The sequence below is a fragment of the Streptomyces endocoffeicus genome (genome assembly GCF_016741935.1).
In the GTDB taxonomy this organism is placed as follows: Bacteria; Actinomycetota; Actinomycetes; order Streptomycetales; family Streptomycetaceae; genus Streptomyces; species Streptomyces endocoffeicus.
The window spans coordinates 1-18,604 of sequence record NZ_JAERRG010000073.1 but is presented as its reverse complement, the minus strand read 5'-3'; the positions used below and the strand labels follow the sequence as shown (position 1 = coordinate 18,604).

22 protein-coding genes and 2 pseudogenes are annotated in these 18,604 nt (G+C 68.4%); 7 read left to right on the top strand and 17 right to left on the bottom strand.

All coding sequences use genetic code 11. The features are described 5' to 3' along the window. Positions 1-205 (top strand): annotated as a pseudogene (locus JK364_RS53085) (zinc-binding dehydrogenase); the annotation flags it as partial. A 39-nt stretch (positions 206-244) separates the two neighbouring features. On the opposite strand, the pseudogene tgmC reads toward JK364_RS53085, so the two are convergent. The 11 genes and pseudogenes from tgmC to JK364_RS53030 form a co-directional block, all read right to left on the bottom strand. Continuing rightward, positions 245-1,417 (bottom strand): annotated as a pseudogene (gene tgmC, locus JK364_RS53080) (ATP-grasp peptide maturase system methyltransferase); the annotation flags it as partial. 120 nt (positions 1,418-1,537) lie between these two features. Then, positions 1,538-1,975: an NUDIX hydrolase gene (locus JK364_RS53075; protein WP_201858671.1), complete on the bottom strand. Its 438-nt coding sequence runs from the start codon at positions 1,973-1,975 to the stop codon at positions 1,538-1,540. Positions 1,976-2,006: 31 nt separating this feature from the next. Beyond that, positions 2,007-2,798, bottom strand: coding sequence for an STM4013/SEN3800 family hydrolase (locus JK364_RS53070; protein ID WP_201858670.1), 792 nt, complete (start codon positions 2,796-2,798; stop codon positions 2,007-2,009). Further along, positions 2,795-3,292, bottom strand: coding sequence for a hypothetical protein (locus JK364_RS53065; RefSeq protein WP_201858669.1), 498 nt, complete (start codon positions 3,290-3,292; stop codon positions 2,795-2,797). The genes JK364_RS53070 and JK364_RS53065 overlap by 4 nt, the downstream gene beginning before the upstream one ends. Continuing rightward, positions 3,276-3,929, bottom strand: coding sequence for a dTMP kinase (locus JK364_RS53060; RefSeq protein WP_201858668.1), 654 nt, complete (start codon positions 3,927-3,929; stop codon positions 3,276-3,278). The genes JK364_RS53065 and JK364_RS53060 overlap by 17 nt, the downstream gene beginning before the upstream one ends. Continuing rightward, positions 3,926-4,963, bottom strand: coding sequence for a radical SAM protein (locus JK364_RS53055; RefSeq protein WP_201858667.1), 1,038 nt, complete (start codon positions 4,961-4,963; stop codon positions 3,926-3,928). Before JK364_RS53055 ends, JK364_RS53060 begins: the two co-directional genes overlap by 4 nt. Before the next feature lie 62 nt (positions 4,964-5,025). Continuing rightward, positions 5,026-5,871 carry a helix-turn-helix domain-containing protein gene (locus JK364_RS53050; protein WP_201858666.1) on the bottom strand — a complete coding sequence of 282 codons (846 nt, stop codon included), beginning with the start codon at positions 5,869-5,871 and terminating at the stop codon, positions 5,026-5,028. A gap of 26 nt (positions 5,872-5,897) precedes the next feature. Then, the gene (locus JK364_RS53045; RefSeq protein WP_201858665.1) at positions 5,898-6,425 is read right to left on the bottom strand and encodes a DUF6879 family protein; all 528 of its coding nucleotides are present in this window, start codon (positions 6,423-6,425) and stop codon (positions 5,898-5,900) included. Beyond that, positions 6,400-6,648, bottom strand: a complete 249-nt coding sequence (locus JK364_RS53040; protein WP_201858664.1) for a hypothetical protein — start codon at positions 6,646-6,648, stop codon at positions 6,400-6,402. Before JK364_RS53040 ends, JK364_RS53045 begins: the two co-directional genes overlap by 26 nt. Positions 6,649-6,878: 230 nt before the next feature. Then, the gene (locus tag JK364_RS53035) at positions 6,879-7,121 is read right to left on the bottom strand and encodes a DUF397 domain-containing protein (RefSeq protein WP_201858663.1); all 243 of its coding nucleotides are present in this window, start codon (positions 7,119-7,121) and stop codon (positions 6,879-6,881) included. Next, positions 7,118-7,990, bottom strand: coding sequence for a helix-turn-helix domain-containing protein (locus JK364_RS53030; RefSeq protein ID WP_201858662.1), 873 nt, complete (start codon positions 7,988-7,990; stop codon positions 7,118-7,120). Before JK364_RS53030 ends, JK364_RS53035 begins: the two co-directional genes overlap by 4 nt. Positions 7,991-8,280: 290 nt before the next feature. Here JK364_RS53030 and JK364_RS53025 point away from each other — a divergent pair, with 290 nt between their 5' ends. The 3 genes from JK364_RS53025 to JK364_RS53015 are packed head-to-tail and all read left to right on the top strand — an operon-like array spanning position 8,281 to position 8,974. After that, positions 8,281-8,442 (top strand): hypothetical protein, encoded by a 162-nt coding sequence (locus JK364_RS53025; RefSeq protein WP_201858661.1) that lies wholly within the window; start codon positions 8,281-8,283, stop codon positions 8,440-8,442. Then, positions 8,439-8,759, top strand: a complete 321-nt coding sequence (locus tag JK364_RS53020; RefSeq protein ID WP_201858673.1) for a hypothetical protein — start codon at positions 8,439-8,441, stop codon at positions 8,757-8,759. The genes JK364_RS53025 and JK364_RS53020 overlap by 4 nt, the downstream gene beginning before the upstream one ends. Beyond that, positions 8,759-8,974 (top strand): hypothetical protein, encoded by a 216-nt coding sequence (locus tag JK364_RS53015; protein ID WP_201858660.1) that lies wholly within the window; start codon positions 8,759-8,761, stop codon positions 8,972-8,974. Before JK364_RS53020 ends, JK364_RS53015 begins: the two co-directional genes overlap by 1 nt. Positions 8,975-9,087: 113 nt before the next feature. Here the strand turns inward: JK364_RS53015 and JK364_RS53010 are convergent, their stop codons facing one another. Continuing rightward, positions 9,088-10,014, bottom strand: a complete 927-nt coding sequence (locus JK364_RS53010; protein ID WP_201858659.1) for a zinc-binding dehydrogenase — start codon at positions 10,012-10,014, stop codon at positions 9,088-9,090. Between the two features lie 99 nt (positions 10,015-10,113). Between JK364_RS53010 and JK364_RS53005 the strand changes: the two genes are divergently transcribed. Continuing rightward, a complete protein-coding gene (locus JK364_RS53005) occupies positions 10,114-10,785 on the top strand; it encodes a TetR/AcrR family transcriptional regulator (protein ID WP_307841705.1) in 672 nt (223 codons plus the stop codon). A 34-nt stretch (positions 10,786-10,819) separates the two neighbouring features. Here JK364_RS53005 and JK364_RS53000 read toward each other — a convergent pair whose 3' ends face one another. Continuing rightward, entirely contained in the window at positions 10,820-11,221 is a 402-nt protein-coding gene (locus JK364_RS53000; protein WP_201858657.1) for a DUF3592 domain-containing protein, read from the bottom strand. A gap of 276 nt (positions 11,222-11,497) precedes the next feature. On the opposite strand from JK364_RS53000, the gene JK364_RS52995 reads away from it, so the two are divergent. Both JK364_RS52995 and JK364_RS52990 read left to right on the top strand, forming a co-directional pair. Continuing rightward, positions 11,498-12,820: an RNA-guided endonuclease TnpB family protein gene (locus JK364_RS52995; protein ID WP_201858656.1), complete on the top strand. Its 1,323-nt coding sequence runs from the start codon at positions 11,498-11,500 to the stop codon at positions 12,818-12,820. Between the two features lie 71 nt (positions 12,821-12,891). Further along, positions 12,892-13,053 carry a hypothetical protein gene (locus JK364_RS52990; protein ID WP_372462101.1) on the top strand — a complete coding sequence of 54 codons (162 nt, stop codon included), beginning with the start codon at positions 12,892-12,894 and terminating at the stop codon, positions 13,051-13,053. On the opposite strand, the gene yicI is transcribed toward JK364_RS52990, so the two are convergent. From yicI to JK364_RS52970, 4 genes are all read right to left on the bottom strand, one after another. After that, positions 13,034-15,337, bottom strand: a complete 2,304-nt coding sequence (gene yicI / locus JK364_RS52985; protein ID WP_201858655.1) for an alpha-xylosidase — start codon at positions 15,335-15,337, stop codon at positions 13,034-13,036. The two genes, JK364_RS52990 and yicI, sit on opposite strands and share 20 nt — an antisense overlap. Before the next feature lie 19 nt (positions 15,338-15,356). After that, the gene (locus JK364_RS52980) at positions 15,357-16,121 is read right to left on the bottom strand and encodes a carbohydrate ABC transporter permease (protein ID WP_121825177.1); all 765 of its coding nucleotides are present in this window, start codon (positions 16,119-16,121) and stop codon (positions 15,357-15,359) included. Positions 16,122-16,213: 92 nt separating this feature from the next. Continuing rightward, a complete protein-coding gene (locus tag JK364_RS52975; RefSeq protein WP_201858654.1) occupies positions 16,214-17,128 on the bottom strand; it encodes a carbohydrate ABC transporter permease in 915 nt (304 codons plus the stop codon). After that, complete coding sequence (locus JK364_RS52970; protein WP_201858653.1) at positions 17,125-18,429, bottom strand: ABC transporter substrate-binding protein; 1,305 nt, start codon at positions 18,427-18,429, stop codon at positions 17,125-17,127. The genes JK364_RS52975 and JK364_RS52970 overlap by 4 nt, the downstream gene beginning before the upstream one ends. Positions 18,430-18,604: the final 175 nt, after the last annotated feature.

The window sequence follows — 18,604 nt, the reverse complement described above, 5'->3', positions numbered from 1 at the left end:
AAGCGCTCTGCCGGGGCCGTATCAGGTGCTGATCGCGAAAGTCAGCGTGGAGGACCTCGATGCGGTCGCACAGGCTGTCGGGAAGGGAATACTGCGACTGCCGATCGCCCGCACCGTGCCGCTCGGCAGGGCGATCGAGGCCCTCACGGAGCTCGAACGCGACCGCACGCCCAAGGGTGGCAAGCTCGTCATCACGACCGAGTGACCATCGCGTAGGGCGGTCGTTCAGCCGGTGGGTCGACGCTCAGGTGAGGCGGTGTTCCCAGCGTAGCGCGGGCCGGTCGCCGATCCAGTACGTGTGCGAGCGGGGGGTGACGCGGAGGCGCACGGTGCTGATGCCGGGACGTTCGGCGTCCTGCCACGCGATGAGCGTCCGCTCGATGTCGTCCCACAGTGCCACCGGACCGCCTTGCCGGACGGTCCAGCCGGAGCCGTGCTCGGTGAACGCGGCGAAGGATTCGCGGTCGGCATCGAACACGTAGCGCTGTAAGGCGCCATCGCCGCTGGTCGCGCATACGAGCTGGGCGCCGGGCGCGGCGAGCTGGGCGAGGAAGGCGGGCATCCACTCCTCCAGCAGGGTCGGCGGCGCCTTCGCCTCGCGCTCGCTGTCGGCGTAGGCGGTGCGGGCCGACAGGTCCCCAGCGAGCGGTACGACGGCCTGGGAACGGGCCTGCATGAACGACGACTCCCCGATGATCCGCCCCTCGGCCGTGCCGTCCTCGCTCGCGGTGACCTTGGCGAGGCCGGTGCCGTACGCCCAGCAACCGGGGGCGAGGGTGGTGAGGATGGTGCCGCCCGGCCTGGTCTGACGTACCCAGGTGTGGGGGACGCGGCGTACCGCGCAGGTGGCGATGACGCGGTCGTAGGGGGCGCGGCGGGGGTGGTCGAGGAGCCCGTCGCCGGTCACGGTCCAGGTGGAGTATCCGGCGCCCTCCAGGGCGGCATCCGCACGGGCAGCCACTGCCGGGTCCACCTCGATCGTGGTGACGTTGTCCTCTCCGAGCCGGTGGCACATCAGGGCGGTGGAGTAGCCGGTACCGGTGCCGATCTCCAGCGCGGTGTGACCGTCCTCGATGTCCAGGGCCTCGATCATGCCGACGACGGTGACGGGCGTGGTGGACGACGACGTGGGCACGCCGGGAACGGGTTCGGTGGCCTGGTCGGCGGTGAGGTGCCCGTCCAGTTGCGTCACCAGGGACTCGTCGCGGTAGGCGATCCCGGACCATTCCTTCGGGTCGGTGCCGAGCGCGGTGACGGGCTGCCAGCGCCCATCGTCGGCGGGCAGGAACACGCCGGGCCGGAGGAACAGCTCACGGGGTACGGCCTCGACCGCCGCGCGCCACCGCGCGTGGGTGAGGACTCCGGCCCTCTGAAGCCGGTCGGCGAGGGCGCGGCGCTCCGGTGCGGTGTCGGGTGTCCTCGGGAGGTGTCTCCCTGCGCGACCTGGTTAGCGGTCACCCCGTTGGTCTGGTGTGCGTCGGGGATGGCCCCGGTACGCAGCGCCTGAGCGGTCAGAGGCTCGGACCGCAGCGATAAGTCAGCCGGTCCGATCGGCCAGGAGGAGGGCGAGCGGCCCGGCGGGGAGCAGGAAACGGCCTTCGACGGCTGCCTCGATGGCGTCGGCCATAGGCCACCAGGACAGCTTGAAATCCTGTTCGGTGGGGGTGAGCCGCTGTGGGCCGGCGGAAAGAACCCGGGCTTCGTAGAGGTGGACCCTGGCGGTCGTGTCCAGGGTGATGGCGTACGTGCCCAGCGGACGCCATCGTGCGGCGGTGATCCCCGCTTCCTCCTCCAGCTCTCGGCGGGCACATTCGACCAGGGTCTCGCCATTCTCTTGCCGCCCGCCGGGCAGGAACAGATACTCGCCGCCGTGACGAGGGAACGCGGCGCTCAGCAGCGCCACGAGTCCGCTTTCGTCACGGGCCACCACGACGGAGGCATCGCGGGCCGCGCCGTCGCCGGGAATCTCGCTCATGGCGGGCGAGCATATCGGTGGCCGCTGATCGTCAGCGGACCATCGCCGCGTACGGCACGTTCATCACGACAGGGTGGGCGATTCCGCGCCCGTGGAAGCCGTCGTCTCCGTAGGCGTCGCCATGGTCGGCACACATGATGATCATCCAGTTCTGCTTCGCGGTCAGGGTGGTGATCAGGCGACCCAGGTGTTCGTCTGCGTAGGCGAGGGCGGCCTGCTGGGACGCAGCGGTATCGGTGGTGTCACCGAGGTAGTGACCGTGGGGCACGTGGGTGGCCGACACGTTGATGAACAGGAACAACGGTTGCCCCGGATGCCCGGCGGCCAGCTCCAGGGCTTGGTCGACTTGATGTCGTGTCGAATCGGACGCCGGGGAGCAGAACTCCGGGCGCCAGTGATCTTCGTCGAACATCGCAGGCAGGACGGAGCCAAGAGGGGTCTCCCGGGAGAAGTAGGTGACACCGCCCACGCAGATGGTGCGGTAGCCGTGTTGAGCCAGACCGATGAGGAGGTTGGGGGTATCGAAGAGGAACGTCTCGGGCGGCACCGTCTTGAAGGCCGGCGGGCGGCATTCCCACAGGCGGGGCGGCTGCTCGGGTTGGGGAAGCTTGGGCAGGAACCCGGAGAAGAACGCCATATGCGCGGGCAACGTGAAACTGCCGGGAGTCTGGCGTCTCTCCCAACCGTCCTCCGGGAGCAGCCGGGCGAGGTGCGGGGTCTGACCATCGGCATACGCGGAGCGGGCTACGTCGTACCGCAGGGAATCGAGGGTGATGAACAGGATCCCGCCCCCGTCGCGAATGATCTCGGCGGCATTGATCATGTCGGTGTCTCCCTCACGGGATGGTGCTCTACGCGCCCCTTGGCCTGGTCGTTGACGGGGATGGGAACCTGATCGTCGGCGACGAGGCGTCGGATGATGGACATGCCTGTGTCTTCGGTCAGCGGCTTCCCATCGGTGTCGTACAAGGCGATGCGGACGGTCTTGCCATCCTCGGCGGTAGTGGTGGTGATGAGAGCGCCGGGCATGTGGCCGAGGTGGGCCATGACGGCGAGCAGCCCGGTTTCGTCGGCCGTCCCCAGAGCGGTGACGTGGCAGGCATAGTGCTGTGCGTTGATCGCTCCTTGGCACAGCCGCTCGTGGAAGAGGGCGCTGGTGGGGTGTCCGTCGTGGGCGATGGCCATGCGGTTTGTCCTGGTAGCGACGACAAAGCACGCGCCGATCCACCATGCGACGCCTTCGTGGATCTGGCCGGGGAATCGTCCGCTCGCGGCGCCGTCCCGGATCACGGTGTCGGTGTCAATGGGTTTGAGCACGTGTGGTCTCCAGGTGGTTGATCACCCAGTCAGCGAGCTCGTCGGGGGTCTTGTCATCGGTGTCGAGTACAACGGCGGTGGGGTCGTCGTGGGCCGCTGCCTCGAAGTTGGCGAGGAGCCGCGGAAGGCGTCCGGGCACGGTGAGGAGTTCGGAGTCGTCCGTCGTCAGGGCGTTGCCCCGTTCCTTGGAGGCCAGGCGCCGCCGGAGCACCGGCTCTGAACAGCGGAGGTAGAAGGTGGAGTCCGGGGTTTCCAGGTAAGGACGGAAAGGGGCCAGAAGGTGGGCGGCGTCGTCCATGTCGACGCCATGCACGGCGCTGTGGCAGGCAACGACGGATGAGGCGTAGCGGTCGGCTATAACGGGGCCGGCCGCGCGATAGTGGGCCACGGTGTCGGCAGCGTGCAAGAGCCCGGAGAGGTAGAAGGCAAACTGCGGCAGTGGGCGTAGACGGCTGTTGACCGTCGTGGACCAGCCGGAGTGAGGGGATGGCAGGGTGTGCAGGTGGGCGGCCCCCAGACGGTCTGCGAGCGTCTTCGTGAGGGTGGATTTTCCGATGCCGGAGACGCCTTCGAGGACGAGGAACAGGCCGTGGCGGTCGCCATGCGCGACCGGCTGGTAGGCAGACGGCAGGATCATAAGGTTCCTTCGGTGAACGCGGTGACGTGTCCGGCGACGTACTTGGCGAGTTGGGCCGGGTCGTCCAGGAGGGGTTTCAGATCCAGGCGGAGGTCTTCGCGCAGCAGACAGGGCTGAAGGCCGCCGTCGTGGTCGACGCGCAGCGCCCAGAACCCTTCGACGCACTTGGGGCGCAGAGGGCAGATCCCGCACTGGCCGACCTGGTGGCGGCCCAGGTTGCGGTGGATCACGTCGACCTCGATGCCATCGATGCGGAAGACTCGGCGACCCTGGCCGACTCCGGCGATCTCGGTGCGTTCGTCGTCGGTGAGGGAGCGCAGGTACGTCACGGTGTCGTCGGCGGACATGGCGGACGAGGCGTGGGCCTCGTTGAAGCCGGTGCCGACCAGCTCGATGAACTGCACCGGCAGTCGCCTCTCAAGCGCGAAGTCCAGGATGGCCCGGATCTCATGGGCGTTGTCCTTGAGCAGCAGACAGTTCAGCTCGACTCGCTCGAAGATCTCCCGCGCTGCCTCAATGCCGTCCAGCACTGTTGCGATGCTGATGCGGGTGTTGGCGACGGCGCGGAGGGATTCGTCGGAGAAGTAGTGCAGTGAGATCTTCACCTTGTCCAGCGGTGTTCTGGACAGCCAGTTCCGGTGCGTACGGACGCGGGTGCCGTTGGTGATCAGTGTGTAGGAGGAGTCCGGGCCAGAGGCGGGAAGCTGCTCAAGGACAGGTTGGGCCAGCGGGGAGGTCAGGGGCTCGCCGCCGGTGAAGTAGACGCGCTTGAGCCCGGCGTTCATCAGGGCCGTGATGATCGTGACGTAGTGCTCCGGGCACAGGGAGCGTGCACGCGGCTGCTGCGATCGGTCGTGGCGGGTCAGGGGCGGTGGGACATCGCCTTCGTTGTGGCAGAACCAGCAGGCGATGTTGCAGCGGGGGCCGAAGGAAATGCGCAGCTGCCCGCGAAGGGCGGCGTAGTTGTGCAGTGCGGTCCAGTCGACGTCGCCTCGGGGCCTCGGTTTCGTCTGAGCTTCGACGGTCTCCGTCATGGCAACGACCGTACGATCGGCGAAATTTGGGTCTCAAGAAAGTTCTATGAAGTTGCGCGGTTTCACCCGAGCGTGTCGACCGCCGCCGTGATTGCAGCACGAGCTTTCGGCCCGTACACGGCCATGTGGCGCAGCCGGTCAAACGCCCGCACATACAGCTCGATCTCGGTTGAGGAGGTAATGTTGATCTCCGCGGAGAGCGTCTCAACCTGTACCCGGTCAACGTCGAAGAGCATGAACGTTTCGATGGGCCACATCTTGCGCTGTGCGGTGAAGGGGATCACACCCAGTGCGACGGTGGGCAGTGACATCACTTCCAGCAGATAGCCGAGCTGTCCCGCCATGACTGCCGGTGGCCCGATGCGGTAGCGCAGCACTGTCTCCTCGACCAGGAGCACGAACCGGTGCCGCCCGTCACGGATCACCTCGGAGCGCCGTAGCCGCGCTTCGGCTGCCTCCGTGGCGTCGTTCGGGCTGCCGTCGAACTGGTTGATGGTGCACAGCAGAGCTTCGGCGTAGCCGTGGGTCTGGAGCAGGCCGGGGACGACGTTGGAGCAGTAAACGCGGAACAGACCGGTGCGCTCGTACAGCGGTACCGTCTGTTCCTGGATGCCCTTGATCCCAGCCCGCTGGAGGTGCTTCCACTCCACGTACAACAGGTCGGCGTTGCGGGTGGCCGCGATCAGCTCTGGTACCCGGTCAAGCGCGTCGCAGGCCAGGCACCACTTGCGGATGTCCTCGTCCGTCGGCGGGGTGCGGGCATGCTCCAAGCGGGACACCTTGGACTTGTGCCAGCCGCACCGCGCCGCCACCTCAAGCGCCCGTAGACCTGCGGTCTTGCGGATGTCCACCAGGCGCGCAGCAATGGCCTTACGGGCTTCGTGAGCGGACGACGACGGGGACGTCATGAGGGGCGGCGCTCCGGGCGGTCGTTCTAGTGGATCTCGTACTCCTCGTGCGGGATACCCCGCTCCCACACCGCCTCGAACGCCGACGCGCACAGCTTCGCGACCTGCGGGTCGTCCGTCTGCTCTGGCTCCGTCACCGCCCCGTCACCGGAGAAGTGGTTGAACCGCACCAGCTTCTCGTCGATCAGCCAGAAGTCCGTGCCCGGCAGAGCGAGATCGGCGGTACGCCGGCGTGGCAGCCACCGCACCCGCTCGCCTGCTACGACGTTGGTGAAGGTGTGGTGGTGTTCGTACCGGATGTAGTCGGTGACCGGTTCCGACACGATCCGTGCCCGCCGTACGACGACGCCCCGAGCAGTGATCTCCTGGATAAGGTCGAGCCACGGACGCCACCAGGAGGTCCGGTCGTCGGGGTCGAGGCGATGTCCCTGCTTGAACTCGGAGAATTCGTCCGCTTCCTCGTCGACACCGTAGGAGTCGCGCATTTCCAAATGCACGGCTGAGTGCTCGGCGGACCTCAGCAGCGCCTCAAAGCTGAGCACGTTCTGCGGCATCGCACGCCTCCCTGATCAAGGGCACCATCCGCGCCGGGATACGGATGATCGCTTCGCTGTGGGGCTTCGGGCTTTCCTTCGCGCACTGGGCCTCGGTGGCACTGTCCGCGACCCAGCCCTGGAGGACGAGTTCGGGCTCCGGCTTGGTGTCGGTGTCGACCCACACGGCAGGGCAGTTCCCGTCCTTCGTGTCCGGGTCGATCCCGATGAACTGTAGATCCATGACCGCCTCCAGAGTCCGGTGAGTTGCGCTAGGTTGCACACCCATCACACGTGGACTTACCCACTCAACCACGTTCCGTGACAGACAGGTTCGAGCCAAGGCGGCAGTGCGGATGCTTTCAGCCACCCCGCCGTAGCTCAGCGGGGCCCTGTGGCCGAGCCAGTACGTGCCACATGACGGCGGCCCCTGTGATCACAGGGGCCGCCGTCCGTGGACGTTACGTGTGCGGGTCAGGCGGCGGGCAGCTCTCCATCGGTGACGGCAGTGATGAAGGACGCCCAACCGTCCGGCGGCACCAGGAGCGCCGGGCCGCCCGGGTCCTTGGAGTCGCGGATCGCGATCCGGCCGTAGGCGGACGTCGACAGGTTGGCGACCTCCACGCAGTTGGTGCCGTTGCTGCTGTAGGAGGACTTGAACCAGTCGGCGTTGACGAGGTCTCGGGCTATCAAAGGGGTGCGGGCGTCGGTAGTCATGTGGTGATCTCTCGGGATAGTCGGTGCAGGAACTTTGGCGTGTCCTCGGGAGGCAGAGCGGACCTCGTCAGCGCCTCGAACTGCCGTGAGAACCGCCCGACTTCCCGGCGCTTGTCAGAGATGGACGAGGTACCGAACGGGGTGTCCACCTGGATGGTCGTCGGCATGATGTCGCCGAGGAGCAGGATGCTGAAGTTGTGGTCGAACAGGTACCCGCGCGTCGTCTGGGGGAGCACCTGCACGGTCACGTTGTCCAGCGTGGCCAGTTTGGCGATCTCGTCATACTGCTCGCGCATCAGCTCGGCGTCGCCGACGATGTGCCGCAGGGCCGGTTCGTAGAGGATGGCCCAGAATCTCAGCGGGTCTTCGTCGCGGGTCAGGGCCTCTTTTCGCCTCATCCTCACCTCGACGCTCTGCTCCACGAATTCAGTCGTGGTCTCGTCGATGGACTTGGCACTCTCGTGTCGCGTGCGGGCGTATGCCTCGGTTTGCAACAGTCCCAGGACGATGGTCGGGTTGTAGGCCCGAATCTCCTGTGCTGCCGCCTCGATGCCGAGGAACCGCGGCATGCCTGGTGTCAGCTCCGTGGCGAGAGGCGTCCACCACTCCCGGCTGGACGCTTCTCGCTGGACCGCCACCAGCCTCTCCACTTCCTCCTCGTCGGTAACGCCGTAGAGGGTGAGCAGCTTGCGCAAGTCACTCGCGCTGCGAAGGTCCTGAAGCCCGGTCTCGACCCGTTGCAGCTTCGTATCGCTGAACGGGAATCCTTGCACTGCGTCCTGGATGCTGAGCCTTGCCCGCTTGCGTAACTCGCGGAGTTCATGGCCGAGTGCGATGCGTCGTGCTGTTGGCCTGTGCGGTGCCGCCATTGTTCTGCCTTTCTGGGACAACTGCCCCTGTTTCGCGGCGATATGGGCAGCATGGCACAGCAACCCTTCGCTGTACCAGTTGATGGGTTAGCTCTGGCATGTGCCGTTTTTCGCTGAGTGGGTGATTCATTGCGGAATCTGTTGTCTGCTCGTTGGGCGGGACACCACAGTGGTCGTGCCGGGAAAAACCGGGTCAGCAGCACAACTACCGGCCACATGCAGGGCCCCCGCGACGCGACTTGGAGGGAGCGTCCGGGGGTGTGGCCATCAACCCCCAGGAGGTTGACGACATGGCACACGCTATCGCGTGGATCTTCGAAGAACTGTTACGGCTGAACGGCCATGGGGCCGACATGGTGCGGCCCTACCTCGTGACCAACGAACAGCGGAGCCAGGGCTGCCCGTGGGCGGAGTTGGTGTGTGCGCCGCATGGGATGGTGATGGCCCGGTGACCGCCGATGACTGGACCACGTTCGTCCCGTCCCGGGCGTGCGCGCTGTGCGCCGCCCCCGGCGACTTCGGGCCCCATGACCACGCCGTTCCGCGCTCGGGCCTGTGCCCCGCATGTATCGCGGCCGCAAAGCCCACCCGCGAAGGACTCGAGCACGCGGTCGTGATCGTCGCAGGACAGACTCTCGCGGGTGCCGAAGCCCTCGATCTGGCCGACGCCGCGCCAGAAGAGCTGGCTTACCACCTGGGCGCGGTGAAGCGGAGCCTGTACAGCCTGCTCCAGCTCATCGCGCCGGTCGGGGGAGGGGACGGCCGCTGATGATCGGCAATCAGTCGGCTCGGGACGAACAGCCGAAGATGACGATGCGCGTCTACACCATGGCGCACGACGGGATCGTCACCGCGCGGAGAGCGATCGTGGCTGTCCTCGCCGGGGAGAAGAGTGACGCCTACTCGATGGGACAGGCGTGGCCGCCGTGCCAGTGCCCTCGCCACCGCGACCACAACAACCCCCACCGCTTCAAGCGGTCCTGAGGCCGCCGTCCGCCTCATGCCCTGATGCTCATGGGCGGGCCGGGGCTGGACCGACCTGGGTCCCAGTCGCTTGCTTCCTCCTTGGCAGACGACCGGGCCGTCACTGACACGCTTCAGCCGATGTCCAGGACCGCCTTGCCGTGGAGGCGGCGGTCCAGGAGGGCGGTGACGGCCTCCTCGGCTCGGTCCCAGCCGCCGCGCCAGGTGATCTGCGGGTCGAGGTCGCCCGTCGCGACGCGCTCCGCGAGCCAGCCGAGGTCCGCGCCGATGTCGGGGCGGTCGAGCAGGTAGAAGGTGACGATGGAGCGGTTGTGGCGGCCCTCGTTGCCGTAGAGGGCGCCGAACGGGAAGTTCTCGGGCTGGCCCGTGACATGGCCGACGGACACCAGGGTGCCGTGCGCGGCGAGCTTGTCGTACGCGGCCACCAGCTGCGGTCCGCCGACGTTGTCGACCACTCCGTGCACCGGCTCGTCGATCTCGGCCGGGTCCGTGACCACCTGGTGGGCGCCCAGTGTCCGCAGGCCGTCGCCGTGGGCCGCCGGATCGCCGGTGGAGGCGATGACATGCGCGCCGCCGAGCCGGGCGAGCTGGACGGCGTACCGGCCGACCCCGCCGGTGGCGCCCGTGACCAGGATGCGCCGGCCGAGGGTGTCGCCGATCCGGCGCAGCGCGCGCAGGGCGCTGCCGCCCGCGACCGGGATGGTGCTGAGCGCGCCGGGGTCGGCACCGGCGGGCGGGACGCCGAGCATTCCGGTGTCCACCGCGCGCAGCTCCGCCCAGCCGCCGTCCGTGCCCAGGGTGACGACGGGGGTTCCGGCGGCCGGTCCGGAGCCGTCGGCGGCCGCGCGCTCGACCACTCCGGCGGCGTCCCAGCCCAGCACGGTGCCGTCGGGGGCCTCGGTCCGGTGGGAGACCTCGCCGTAGTTGAGGGAGGTGGCGGTCACCCGGACCAGCGCCTGGTGAGGGGCGGGTTCGGGGTCGGCCGCCTCGCCGAGGCGCAGGCCGGAGGGGGTGGAGTGGTCAACGAGCAGGGCGCGCATGGCGGTTCGCCTTTCCGGTGAATGATGGCGACACCAGTTATGCCACTGAGTGGCAAACGCGCGCAAGTGGCGTCATCGATGACGGCTACACTTTCCGCCGTGACTGCCGCTCCCAACTCCTCACTGCGCGAACGCAAGAAGCGGCGCACCCGTCAGACGCTGATAGACACCGCGCTGGAGCTGTTCACCCGGCGCGGCTTCGGCGGGGTGACGCTGGATGAGCTGTGCGAGGAGGTGGAGGTCTCCAAGCGCACCTTCTTCCGCACCTTCACCAGCAAGGAAGACGTCGCGATGGCCCCCGACCAGGACCTGTGGCGGGCCTTCCTGGAGGAGCTGGAGACCGCGGAGCCGGGCGGGCTGCCGGTGGTGGAGCTGGGGCGGGACGCGCTGCTGGCCGCGCTGGCGCGGATGGACGACGAGGGCTGGGCCCGCCGGATGCTGCTCAGCAGGCGGCTGGCCGAGCGGACGCCTTCGATGGGCGCGCACGGCCTGCAGTTCTGCGAGGCCACCACGCAGGAGGCGCTGGCGATCCTGCACCGCCGGTTCGGCCTCGGCGCGCCGGGCGACCTTCGGCCGCGGCTGGCGGTGGACATGCTGGTCGCCGCGTTCCACGGGGCACTGGCGAGCTGGGTGGTACAGGCCGAAGAGGCCGACGAGGCGCGTGCGGCGGGCCGCACCGAGCCGCCCACCGCCGAGGAACTGGCCGACCGCCTCCGCGAGGCGGTGGCCGCCCTCCCCGAAAGCCTCGTGCTCACCACTACGCCCGTCTGACGGCCGGCCGCCGGGCCGCGCCGTTGGACGACGGTCAGATGAAGGCGATCACCAGGCCGAAGCCGAAGAAGATCGAGCCGATCAGGGTCATGCCCGCCGCCGGGCCCACCAGCTGGCGCCGCATCCATACCCGGGCCTTGTGCGACTCGCCCGGGAGGTACCTCACGTCCACCCTCCGGCCGGTCGCCAGCCCCAGGCCGACGCCCTGGATCGCGGTCGTGAACTCCACCATGTAGCCCTGGTGGTCGTGGAACCGGACGACCGGCGTCTGGGTCCCGCCGTCGTCCCGGCGGCTCACGATGTTGGCGACCACCACGCCCTCCGCACGGAACCCCTCGCGGCGCAGCCGTCGCACCAGCCGGACGTCGCGGACGGCGCAGGCGTAGACCAACAATCCGACCGCGATGCACAGCAGATCGGCTCCGGGCATGGCCATCGGTGGGCCGCCTCTCGTCGGGTTCGACTTCCCTCGTCCGACACAGGGGACGCGGTGATCCGGAACTTCGGTTGCCATATTCGGGCGCTCTGTCGCGAAGGGGCGGGGTACGGGATCCTCCCGTGACATGAGCAGACCCTTGAACCGTCGTGCGCGTGCCTGGAGCTGGCCCCTCGTCATCGGGCCGCTTTACGGCCGGTGCGGACAGCCTCGCCGGGGTCGGCGGGGCCGTTGGCGCCATCCTTGCCGACACAGCCCAACCGATATAGTGATCGCGTGAGTACGGAACGTGTGCGACAGAAGCGGCAGTTCGGGCATCGCGCCCGGTTGGCGCTGACCTCTGCGCAGGTCCCGCTCATCGATGCCCAGGCCCACGCCGCGCGGGCGACGTGGAATCTCCTGCACGACTTGTGGACGATGACGCCGAAGTGCCGCCGCTCGCTCAAAGCGATGGACGAGGCGATCCGGCAGGCCCGAAAGGAGATCGACTGGCTTGCCGTCCTTCCCGCCCAGGCAGCCCAGGCGATACTGAAGACCTACCTTCAGGCATGGAAGAACTGCTGGGAGGGCCGGGCGGATGAGCCGAACTTCAAGATGCGCCTGCGCACGGTGATGTCGGTGGACATTCCCCAGGGGCGGGACCTTCAGGTCAAGCGTGTGCACCGCCACTGGGGCGTGGTCAACATCCCCAAGGTCGGCCGGGTCCGGTTCCGCTGGACCCGCGACCTGCCCGTGGGCAAGAACGCGAGCGCCGACAACCGGATCACCGGGGCCCGGCTGGTCAAGGATGCCCTCGGCTGGCACATCGCCTTCCGCGTCCAGACCCTTGAGGCCGCACCGCAGCTGCACACCGGTCCGGAGGTCGGCATCGACGCCGGAGTCAACGTCCCGCTCGCCCTGTCCGACGGCAACCACCACGACCACGGCCGCCTACCCCGGCTCCCCGACGGCACAGCTGATCGGGACAAGTGGCTCAACTCTGATGAGAAAGCCAAGCTGCTCCGCCTCGAGCGGCGCGCCGCACACCGCAAGAGCTTCCGCAAACGCGGCGAGAAAACCTCCCGCCGACTCCAGCACACCTACGACCAGATCAAGCGGCTCCGCGCAACAGCCACGCGCCGTGCCACTGACTGGCAGCACCAGACCACCACGCAACTCGCCCGTACCTACGGCGTGATTGTGGTGGAAAACCTGGACATCCCGAATATGGTCAAGTCCGCCAGGGGCACCATCGACCAGCCGGGGAAGAACGTTGCGCAGAAGTCCGGTCTGAACCGCTCCATCAGCCAAGAGGCATGGGGCCGCACCGTGACGATGTTGACGTACAAGGCCGCCCGCCATGGCGGCACCCTGCACAAGGTCTCCGCCCCCGGCACCTCCCTGCGCTGCTCCGCGTGCGGCTTCACCACGCCGGGCAGCCGGGAGGACCAGGCCACGTTCGTCTGCAAGAACCCGGACTGCGGCTGGTCCTGCAACGCAGACCACAACGCAGCCCGGAACGTCTTGCACCTGTACCGGATGGGCCACGCGCTCATCCCGGCTGCCGGAAGGGCAGTCGTTAGGCGCACTCGTGGCGTCAAGCCCGCTGCCGCAAGGTAGGCGGGAATCTCCCGGCTTCAGCCGGGAGAACACTTCAAAGCGTCGTCCTCAACAACTACCTCGCCCCGTCGGTGAAGAACCTGGAGGACGCGATCGTGGTGACGCTCGCGAAGTCCGGCGAGGGCCATGCGGAGGCGGTGCGGCCCCGTGCCGTACGGGGTGCCACGGCCGCCACGGCCGCCCCGGCCGACGCCGGACGCGAGTGCTCCTGGGTCAAACCCCGCCGCTGCTAGCCGGCAGCGGCGGGGGCGGCGGCAGCGGCACCGTCAGCACACTTGTCCCCGCCGACGCCTCCGCGGACGCGCCGCCGGCCACCTCCAGCCGCCACGGCGCCGAGGTGCCGGCGGCCTCGGCGCGCAGCACCGCCCCGTCCCGGACGACGGTGAAGGCGGCGGCCGTCGTGCCGTCCGGGCGCGGCACCCGCACCGTGACCGGGCCCGCCGCCGGTTCGTACACCCGCAGCGTGATCCCGTCCGCCCAGTCGGCGTCGGGGCGGTCGTCGGCCGCCCCGAACGGGATCACCGCGCCGGGGCGGGCCAGCAGCGGGACGCTGAGGAAGCCGTGGGTCTCGCGCACCCAGCGCGGGCCGCGTACGGTCCGCCCGCTGGGCACATGCGTCCAGACGCCCTCCGGTACGTAGTACGTCACCTCGCCCTCGTCGTCGAAGACCGGGGCGACCAGCAGATCCCCGCCGAGCATGTACTGCCGCTCGAGACCCGCGCACCCGGGGTCGTCCGGGAACTCCAGGACCATGGCGCGCATCACCGGGACGCCCTCGGTGTGCGCCTGCCGCGCCGCCTCGTACAGATACGGCATCAGCCGCAGCTTCAGCCGGGTGAAGTGGCGCAGCACCTCGACCGACTCCTCGTCGAAGAGCCACGGCACCCGGTAGGAGGACGAGCCGTGCAGTCTGCTGTGCGAGGACAGCAGCCCGAAGGCGATCCACCGCTTGAACAGGGCCGGGTCCGGGGTGCCCTCGAAGCCGCCGATGTCATGGCTCCAGAAGCCGAAGCCGGAAAGCCCCAGCGAGAGCCCGCCGCGCAGCGATTCGGCCATCGCCTCGTAGGTGGACTCGCAGTCGCCGCCCCAGTGCACCGGGAACTGCTGGCCGCCCGCCGTGGCCGAGCGCGCGAAGACCACCGCCTCGCCCTCCCCGCGCCGCTCGCTCAGCGCCTCGTGGACGGTGCGGTTGTAGAGGTGGGTGTAGTAGTTGTGCATCCGCGCGGGGTCGGAGCCGTCCGCGTAGACCACGTCCAACGGCACCCGCTCGCCGAAGTCGGTCTTGAAGCAGTCCACGCCCATGTCCAGCAGCGCGGTCAGCTTGGCCGCGTACCAGGCGCGGGCCTCGGGGCTGGTGAAGTCCACCAGCGCCATGCCCGGCTGCCACAGGTCCCACTGCCACACCGACCCGTCCGGCCGCTTCAGCAGATGCCCGGCCGCCTTGCCCTCGGCGAAGAGCGGGGAGCGCTGGCCGATGTACGGATTGATCCAGACGGAGATCTTCAGGCCCCGCTCGCGCAGCCGCCGCAGCATGCCCGCCGGGTCGGGGAAGACCCGCGGATCCCAGGTGAAGTCGCACCACTGGTACTCGCGCATCCAGAAGCAGTCGAAGTGGAAGACGGACAGCGGCAGGGCGCGCTCCGCCATGCCGTCGACGAAGCCGGTGACCGTCTCCTCGTCGTAGGAGGTGGTGAAGGAGGTGGACAGCCACAGCCCGAAGGACCACGCGGGCGGCAGCGCGGGGCGGCCGGTGAGCGCGGTGTAGCGGCGCAGGATCTCCTTGGGGGTGGGCCCGTGGATGACGTAGTACGTGAGCTCCTGGTCCTCGGCGCTGAACTGGAGCCGGGAGACCGCCTCCGAGCCGACCTCGAAGGAGACCCGGCCGGGGTGGTCCACGAAGATCCCGTAGCCCGCGTCGGTGAGGAGGAACGGGACGTTCTTGTACGCCTGCTCGGTGGCGGTGCCGCCGTCGGCGTTCCAGATGTCGACGGCCTGGCCGTTCCGCACCAGCGGGCCGAAGCGCTCGCCGAGGCCGTAGACCGAGGTGCCGACCCGCAGCGCGAGCCGTTCGCGCAGGTGGTGGCCGCCGTCGGCGGTCTCCATGATGCCCATGTCCTTGACGCCGCTGCTGGTGAGCGTGCGCCCGGCGGCCTCGAAGTCCATCCGCCAGGGTCCGGTGCGGGCGAGGCGCACCGAGAGCGCGCCCGAGGTGAGCCGGGCCTCCCCGTCGTCGCAGCTCACCTCGGCGTCGTACGTCTCGCGGGCGATCTCGAACGAGGGGCCGCGCTCGACCCCGCCCGCGAAGTGGGTGATCCGGACGGCGATCACATCGGGCATGGGGGCGGTGCAGGTCAGGGTGAGGGCGGGACCCTTGAGCAGATCGCCGCGGTGGCGTACGGGATGGGTGGGGGCGTGGACGGTGAGGGTGCCGGGGCCGGTCTCCACGTCGAGCACCCCCTGGGGGTACGCGGCGTGGACGCCCTCGCGCAGTCTCCAGTAGCCATCGCTGAACTTCATGCGAATGCGGCCCTCCTCGTCATTTGACCGCGCCCATGGCGATGCCACGGGTCAGGGTCCGCTGGAAGATCAGGAAGAAGCAGAACGCGGGGAGCACGCCCAGCAGGGCGGCCGCGTTGGTCATGGTGGCGTCCATCAGCCGCTGGCCCTGGAGGACGCCGAGCGCCACCGAGACCGTCTGGTTGTCGTTGGAGATCAGCATCACCAGGGGCAGCAGGAACTCGTTCCAGGTCCAGATGAAGAAGAAGACCAGCAGCACTCCGATGGTGGGGCGGCTGACCGGCACCACGACCCGCCACAGCACCTGCCACTTGGTGGCACCGTCGATCCGGGCCGCCTCGATGACCTCCTTGGGGAAGGCGCCGAGCACGGAGGAGAGCAGATAGGTGCCGAAGGCCGACTGGATCACGGTGAAGACGATGATCACGCTCAGCCGGGTGTCGTACAGGCCCACCTGCTTGGACAGGTAGTAGACGGGGTAGACCAGGGCCTCCTGCGGCAGCATGTTGGCCAGCACGAAGAAGGCCAGCACCCAGGGGCGGCCCCTGACCCGCCCGATGCCGATCGCATACGCGTTGAGCACCGAAAGCAGCGCGGCGAGCACCGCCACCGAGCCGGAGATCAGCGCGGAGTTGAACAGCTTCCGGCCGAAGTCGACCCGCTGCCAGAAGTCCCTCAGGCCGTCGAGGTGGATCCCCTCGGGCAGGCTCAGCGGGCCGTTCGCGGAGTAGTCGGCGGGCGATTTCACCGCGTTGAGGGCCACCACGAGGAAAGGCAGCACCATGAGGGCGGCCGCCACGGTCAGCGCGGCCAGTACGGGGAAGCGGGCCGGGGCGCGTTGTCCCTTGACGGCGTTCACTGGTCCTCCGGGGGCGTTCACTGGTCCTCCGCCCGGGTTTGCAGGCGCAATGCCACCAGGGCCAGCGCCAGGATGATCACGGTGAGGGTGGTGGAGACCGCGGAGCCGTACCCGACCTGCGTCTTCTCGAAGAAGGACTGGAAGGAGAAGTACGACGGGACATTGGTGGCCCCACCCGGTCCACCCTTGGTGAGCACATACACCGCGCCGAATACCTTGAGCGCCGCGATGGTGCACCACAGCAGCACGACATAGATCTCCGGGCGGATCTGCGGCAGTGTCACATGCCAGAACCGCCGCCACCACGACGCCCCGTCCAGCTCGGCCGCCTCGTGCAGGGACGGATCGGCGCGCTGGAGCCCCGCCATGAAGACCACCAGCGGAAAGCCGAGCTGGACCCACACCATCACGGCCATCACGCTGTAGAGCGCGAAGTCCGGGTCGCCCAGCCAGTCATGGGCCAGCGAGCCGAGGCCGACGGCGCCCAGCGCCTCGTTGAGCGCGCCGTTCTCCGGGGCGAGGATCCAGCTCCAGACGATTCCGGCCACCGCGATCGGCAGCACCTGCGGCAGATAGAAGCAGGCGCGCAGCACGCTCGCGGTGCGGGTGCCGATGTGTTTGGCGATGTAGTCGAAGAGCGCGGCGGCCAGCACCAGGCCGAGGGCGGTGGGGAGCACCGCCATCGCCACCACCATCGCCAGGCTGTGCCGGAAGGACTCCCAGAAGGCGGAGTCGTCCAGCAGCTCGCGGTAGTTGGCGAGCCCGGCCCACTTCGGGCTGCCCACGCCCTGCCAGTGGGTGAGGCTGATCCCGGTGTTCATCAGGAACGGGACGACGATGACGGCGAGGAACGCCAGCGCGCCGGGGAGCAGGAACAGGGCGTACGGATATTCGCGGCGCCGTAGCAGCGGTGCCTTGCCGTGGGGGCTCATCCCTTCGGCGCGCCCGCGTCGTACGCCTTCTTCAGCGCGTCCAGATAGGCATCGGGCCCGGCGCTGCCGGTGATCAGCTTCTGGGTCTCGGAGACGAGGACGTCATAGAAGCCGGGGACCGGCCAGTCGGGGTAGAAGGCCAGGCCGTCGCCGTCGGCGTAGCCGGTGAAGTCCTTGATCAGGGCCTTGGACTTGGGGTCGGTGATCGCCGAGGGATCGGCGGCCACGGGCACTCCGCCGTTGTTGCCGAGGGTGTTCTGGATGCCCTTCTTCATCGTGATGTCGATGAAGTCGTAGGCGAGCTCCTTGTTCTTGGCGCCCTTGGGGACGACCCAGAGATTGCCGCCGGAGCCGAGGGTGAGCTTGGAGCCGGGGAAGGGGAAGGTGCCCCACTCGTCCTTCATCTCGGATTTGAAGCGTCCGAACCACCAGCTGCCGGAGAAGAACATGGGGTACTTCCCCGCGATGAAGGCCGCGCCCGCGTCCTCGGCCTTGGCGCCGCTCGAACTCTTGGCGATATAGCCCTTCTTCACCCAGTCGGCGAAGGTGGTGGCGCCATAGGTCCAGGCGGCGTCGTGGAAGTCTGGCTTGCCCTGGTACCGCTCGTAGGCGTCCACCCAGGAGCGGTCGGCCTTGGAGAGGGCGAGCTGGTACACGTACTGGTGGGCGGGGTATTCGGCGCCCGCGCTTGCCAGCGGGGTGACGCCCTTGTCCTTGAACGCCTTCAGGGCGGCGGTGAACTCGTCGAAGGTGGCCGGGACCTTGATGTGGTGCTTGGCGAAGAGGGTCTTGTCGTAGAAGACCATCGTGTACTCGGCGTAGTTGGGGATCCCGTACCAGTTGCCGGAGCCCATCACGCCCTGGGCGTCATAGCGGCTGGTGGTGCGCACGCCGGGGCTGAGCGGCTTGTCCCAGCCGCGCTTGGTGACCTCGGGGGTGAGGTCGGTGAGCAGGCCCTGTTTGGAGAGCAGCCCGGTGGTGGCGTTGCCCTTGTTGTACTCCATCAGATCGGGTGCGTCACCGGAGTTGAGGACCATCGAGGCGGTCTTCTGGATCTGTTCGAAGCCCTTCTCCTCGACCTTCACCGTGACGCCCGGATGGCTCTTCTTGAACTCCTCGATGGCCTGCTTCCAGGCGATGCCCATGGCGCTGTTGGGCGCCTCGTAGTGCCAGAGTTTAAGCGACTTGCCGTCCCCGGCCTCGTCCCCGCTGTCCCCACAACCCGCTATGAGCAGGGATGTCGCAAGCGTGGCCGCGATGACGGCCACCGTTCGTTTCGTCCGTTTCCGTGCCGTCAACATCCGCTGCCTCCGGGAGGGTGGGAAGGAAGGGCGTACGTGCGACGTTCGTCGAAGCGCTTCGATGGGGAGAGGTATACGAGGGGTGATAGAGATATGTCAATGCCGTTGACAAAACGGACGGGAACGGGCGCACGCGGAAGCGCCGGGGCCTCAGGGGCGATGGACCTGGCGCACC

What these genes read in the sequence shown, in the direction of transcription:
- JK364_RS53045 (WP_201858665.1), bottom strand. Translation starts at nt 6,425, where the DNA reads ATGCCGCAGAACGTGCTCAGCTTTGAGGCGCTGCTGAGGTCCGCCGAG.
- JK364_RS53035 (WP_201858663.1), bottom strand. Translation starts at nt 7,121, where the DNA reads ATGACTACCGACGCCCGCACCCCTTTGATAGCCCGAGACCTCGTCAAC.
- yicI (WP_201858655.1), bottom strand. Translation starts at nt 15,337, where the DNA reads ATGAAGTTCAGCGATGGCTACTGGAGACTGCGCGAGGGCGTCCACGCC.
- JK364_RS53030 (WP_201858662.1), bottom strand. Translation starts at nt 7,990, where the DNA reads ATGGCGGCACCGCACAGGCCAACAGCACGACGCATCGCACTCGGCCAT.
- JK364_RS53015 (WP_201858660.1), top strand. Translation starts at nt 8,759, where the DNA reads ATGATCGGCAATCAGTCGGCTCGGGACGAACAGCCGAAGATGACGATG.
- JK364_RS53055 (WP_201858667.1), bottom strand. Translation starts at nt 4,963, where the DNA reads ATGACGGAGACCGTCGAAGCTCAGACGAAACCGAGGCCCCGAGGCGAC.
- JK364_RS52975 (WP_201858654.1), bottom strand. Translation starts at nt 17,128, where the DNA reads ATGAGCCCCCACGGCAAGGCACCGCTGCTACGGCGCCGCGAATATCCG.
- JK364_RS53060 (WP_201858668.1), bottom strand. Translation starts at nt 3,929, where the DNA reads ATGATCCTGCCGTCTGCCTACCAGCCGGTCGCGCATGGCGACCGCCAC.
- JK364_RS53050 (WP_201858666.1), bottom strand. Translation starts at nt 5,871, where the DNA reads ATGACGTCCCCGTCGTCGTCCGCTCACGAAGCCCGTAAGGCCATTGCT.
- JK364_RS53010 (WP_201858659.1), bottom strand. Translation starts at nt 10,014, where the DNA reads ATGCGCGCCCTGCTCGTTGACCACTCCACCCCCTCCGGCCTGCGCCTC.
- JK364_RS53070 (WP_201858670.1), bottom strand. Translation starts at nt 2,798, where the DNA reads ATGATCAATGCCGCCGAGATCATTCGCGACGGGGGCGGGATCCTGTTC.
- JK364_RS52980 (WP_121825177.1), bottom strand. Translation starts at nt 16,121, where the DNA reads ATGGTGCTGCCTTTCCTCGTGGTGGCCCTCAACGCGGTGAAATCGCCC.
- JK364_RS53025 (WP_201858661.1), top strand. Translation starts at nt 8,281, where the DNA reads ATGGCACACGCTATCGCGTGGATCTTCGAAGAACTGTTACGGCTGAAC.
- JK364_RS52970 (WP_201858653.1), bottom strand. Translation starts at nt 18,429, where the DNA reads ATGTTGACGGCACGGAAACGGACGAAACGAACGGTGGCCGTCATCGCG.
- JK364_RS53000 (WP_201858657.1), bottom strand. Translation starts at nt 11,221, where the DNA reads ATGGCCATGCCCGGAGCCGATCTGCTGTGCATCGCGGTCGGATTGTTG.
- JK364_RS53075 (WP_201858671.1), bottom strand. Translation starts at nt 1,975, where the DNA reads ATGAGCGAGATTCCCGGCGACGGCGCGGCCCGCGATGCCTCCGTCGTG.
- JK364_RS53040 (WP_201858664.1), bottom strand. Translation starts at nt 6,648, where the DNA reads ATGGATCTACAGTTCATCGGGATCGACCCGGACACGAAGGACGGGAAC.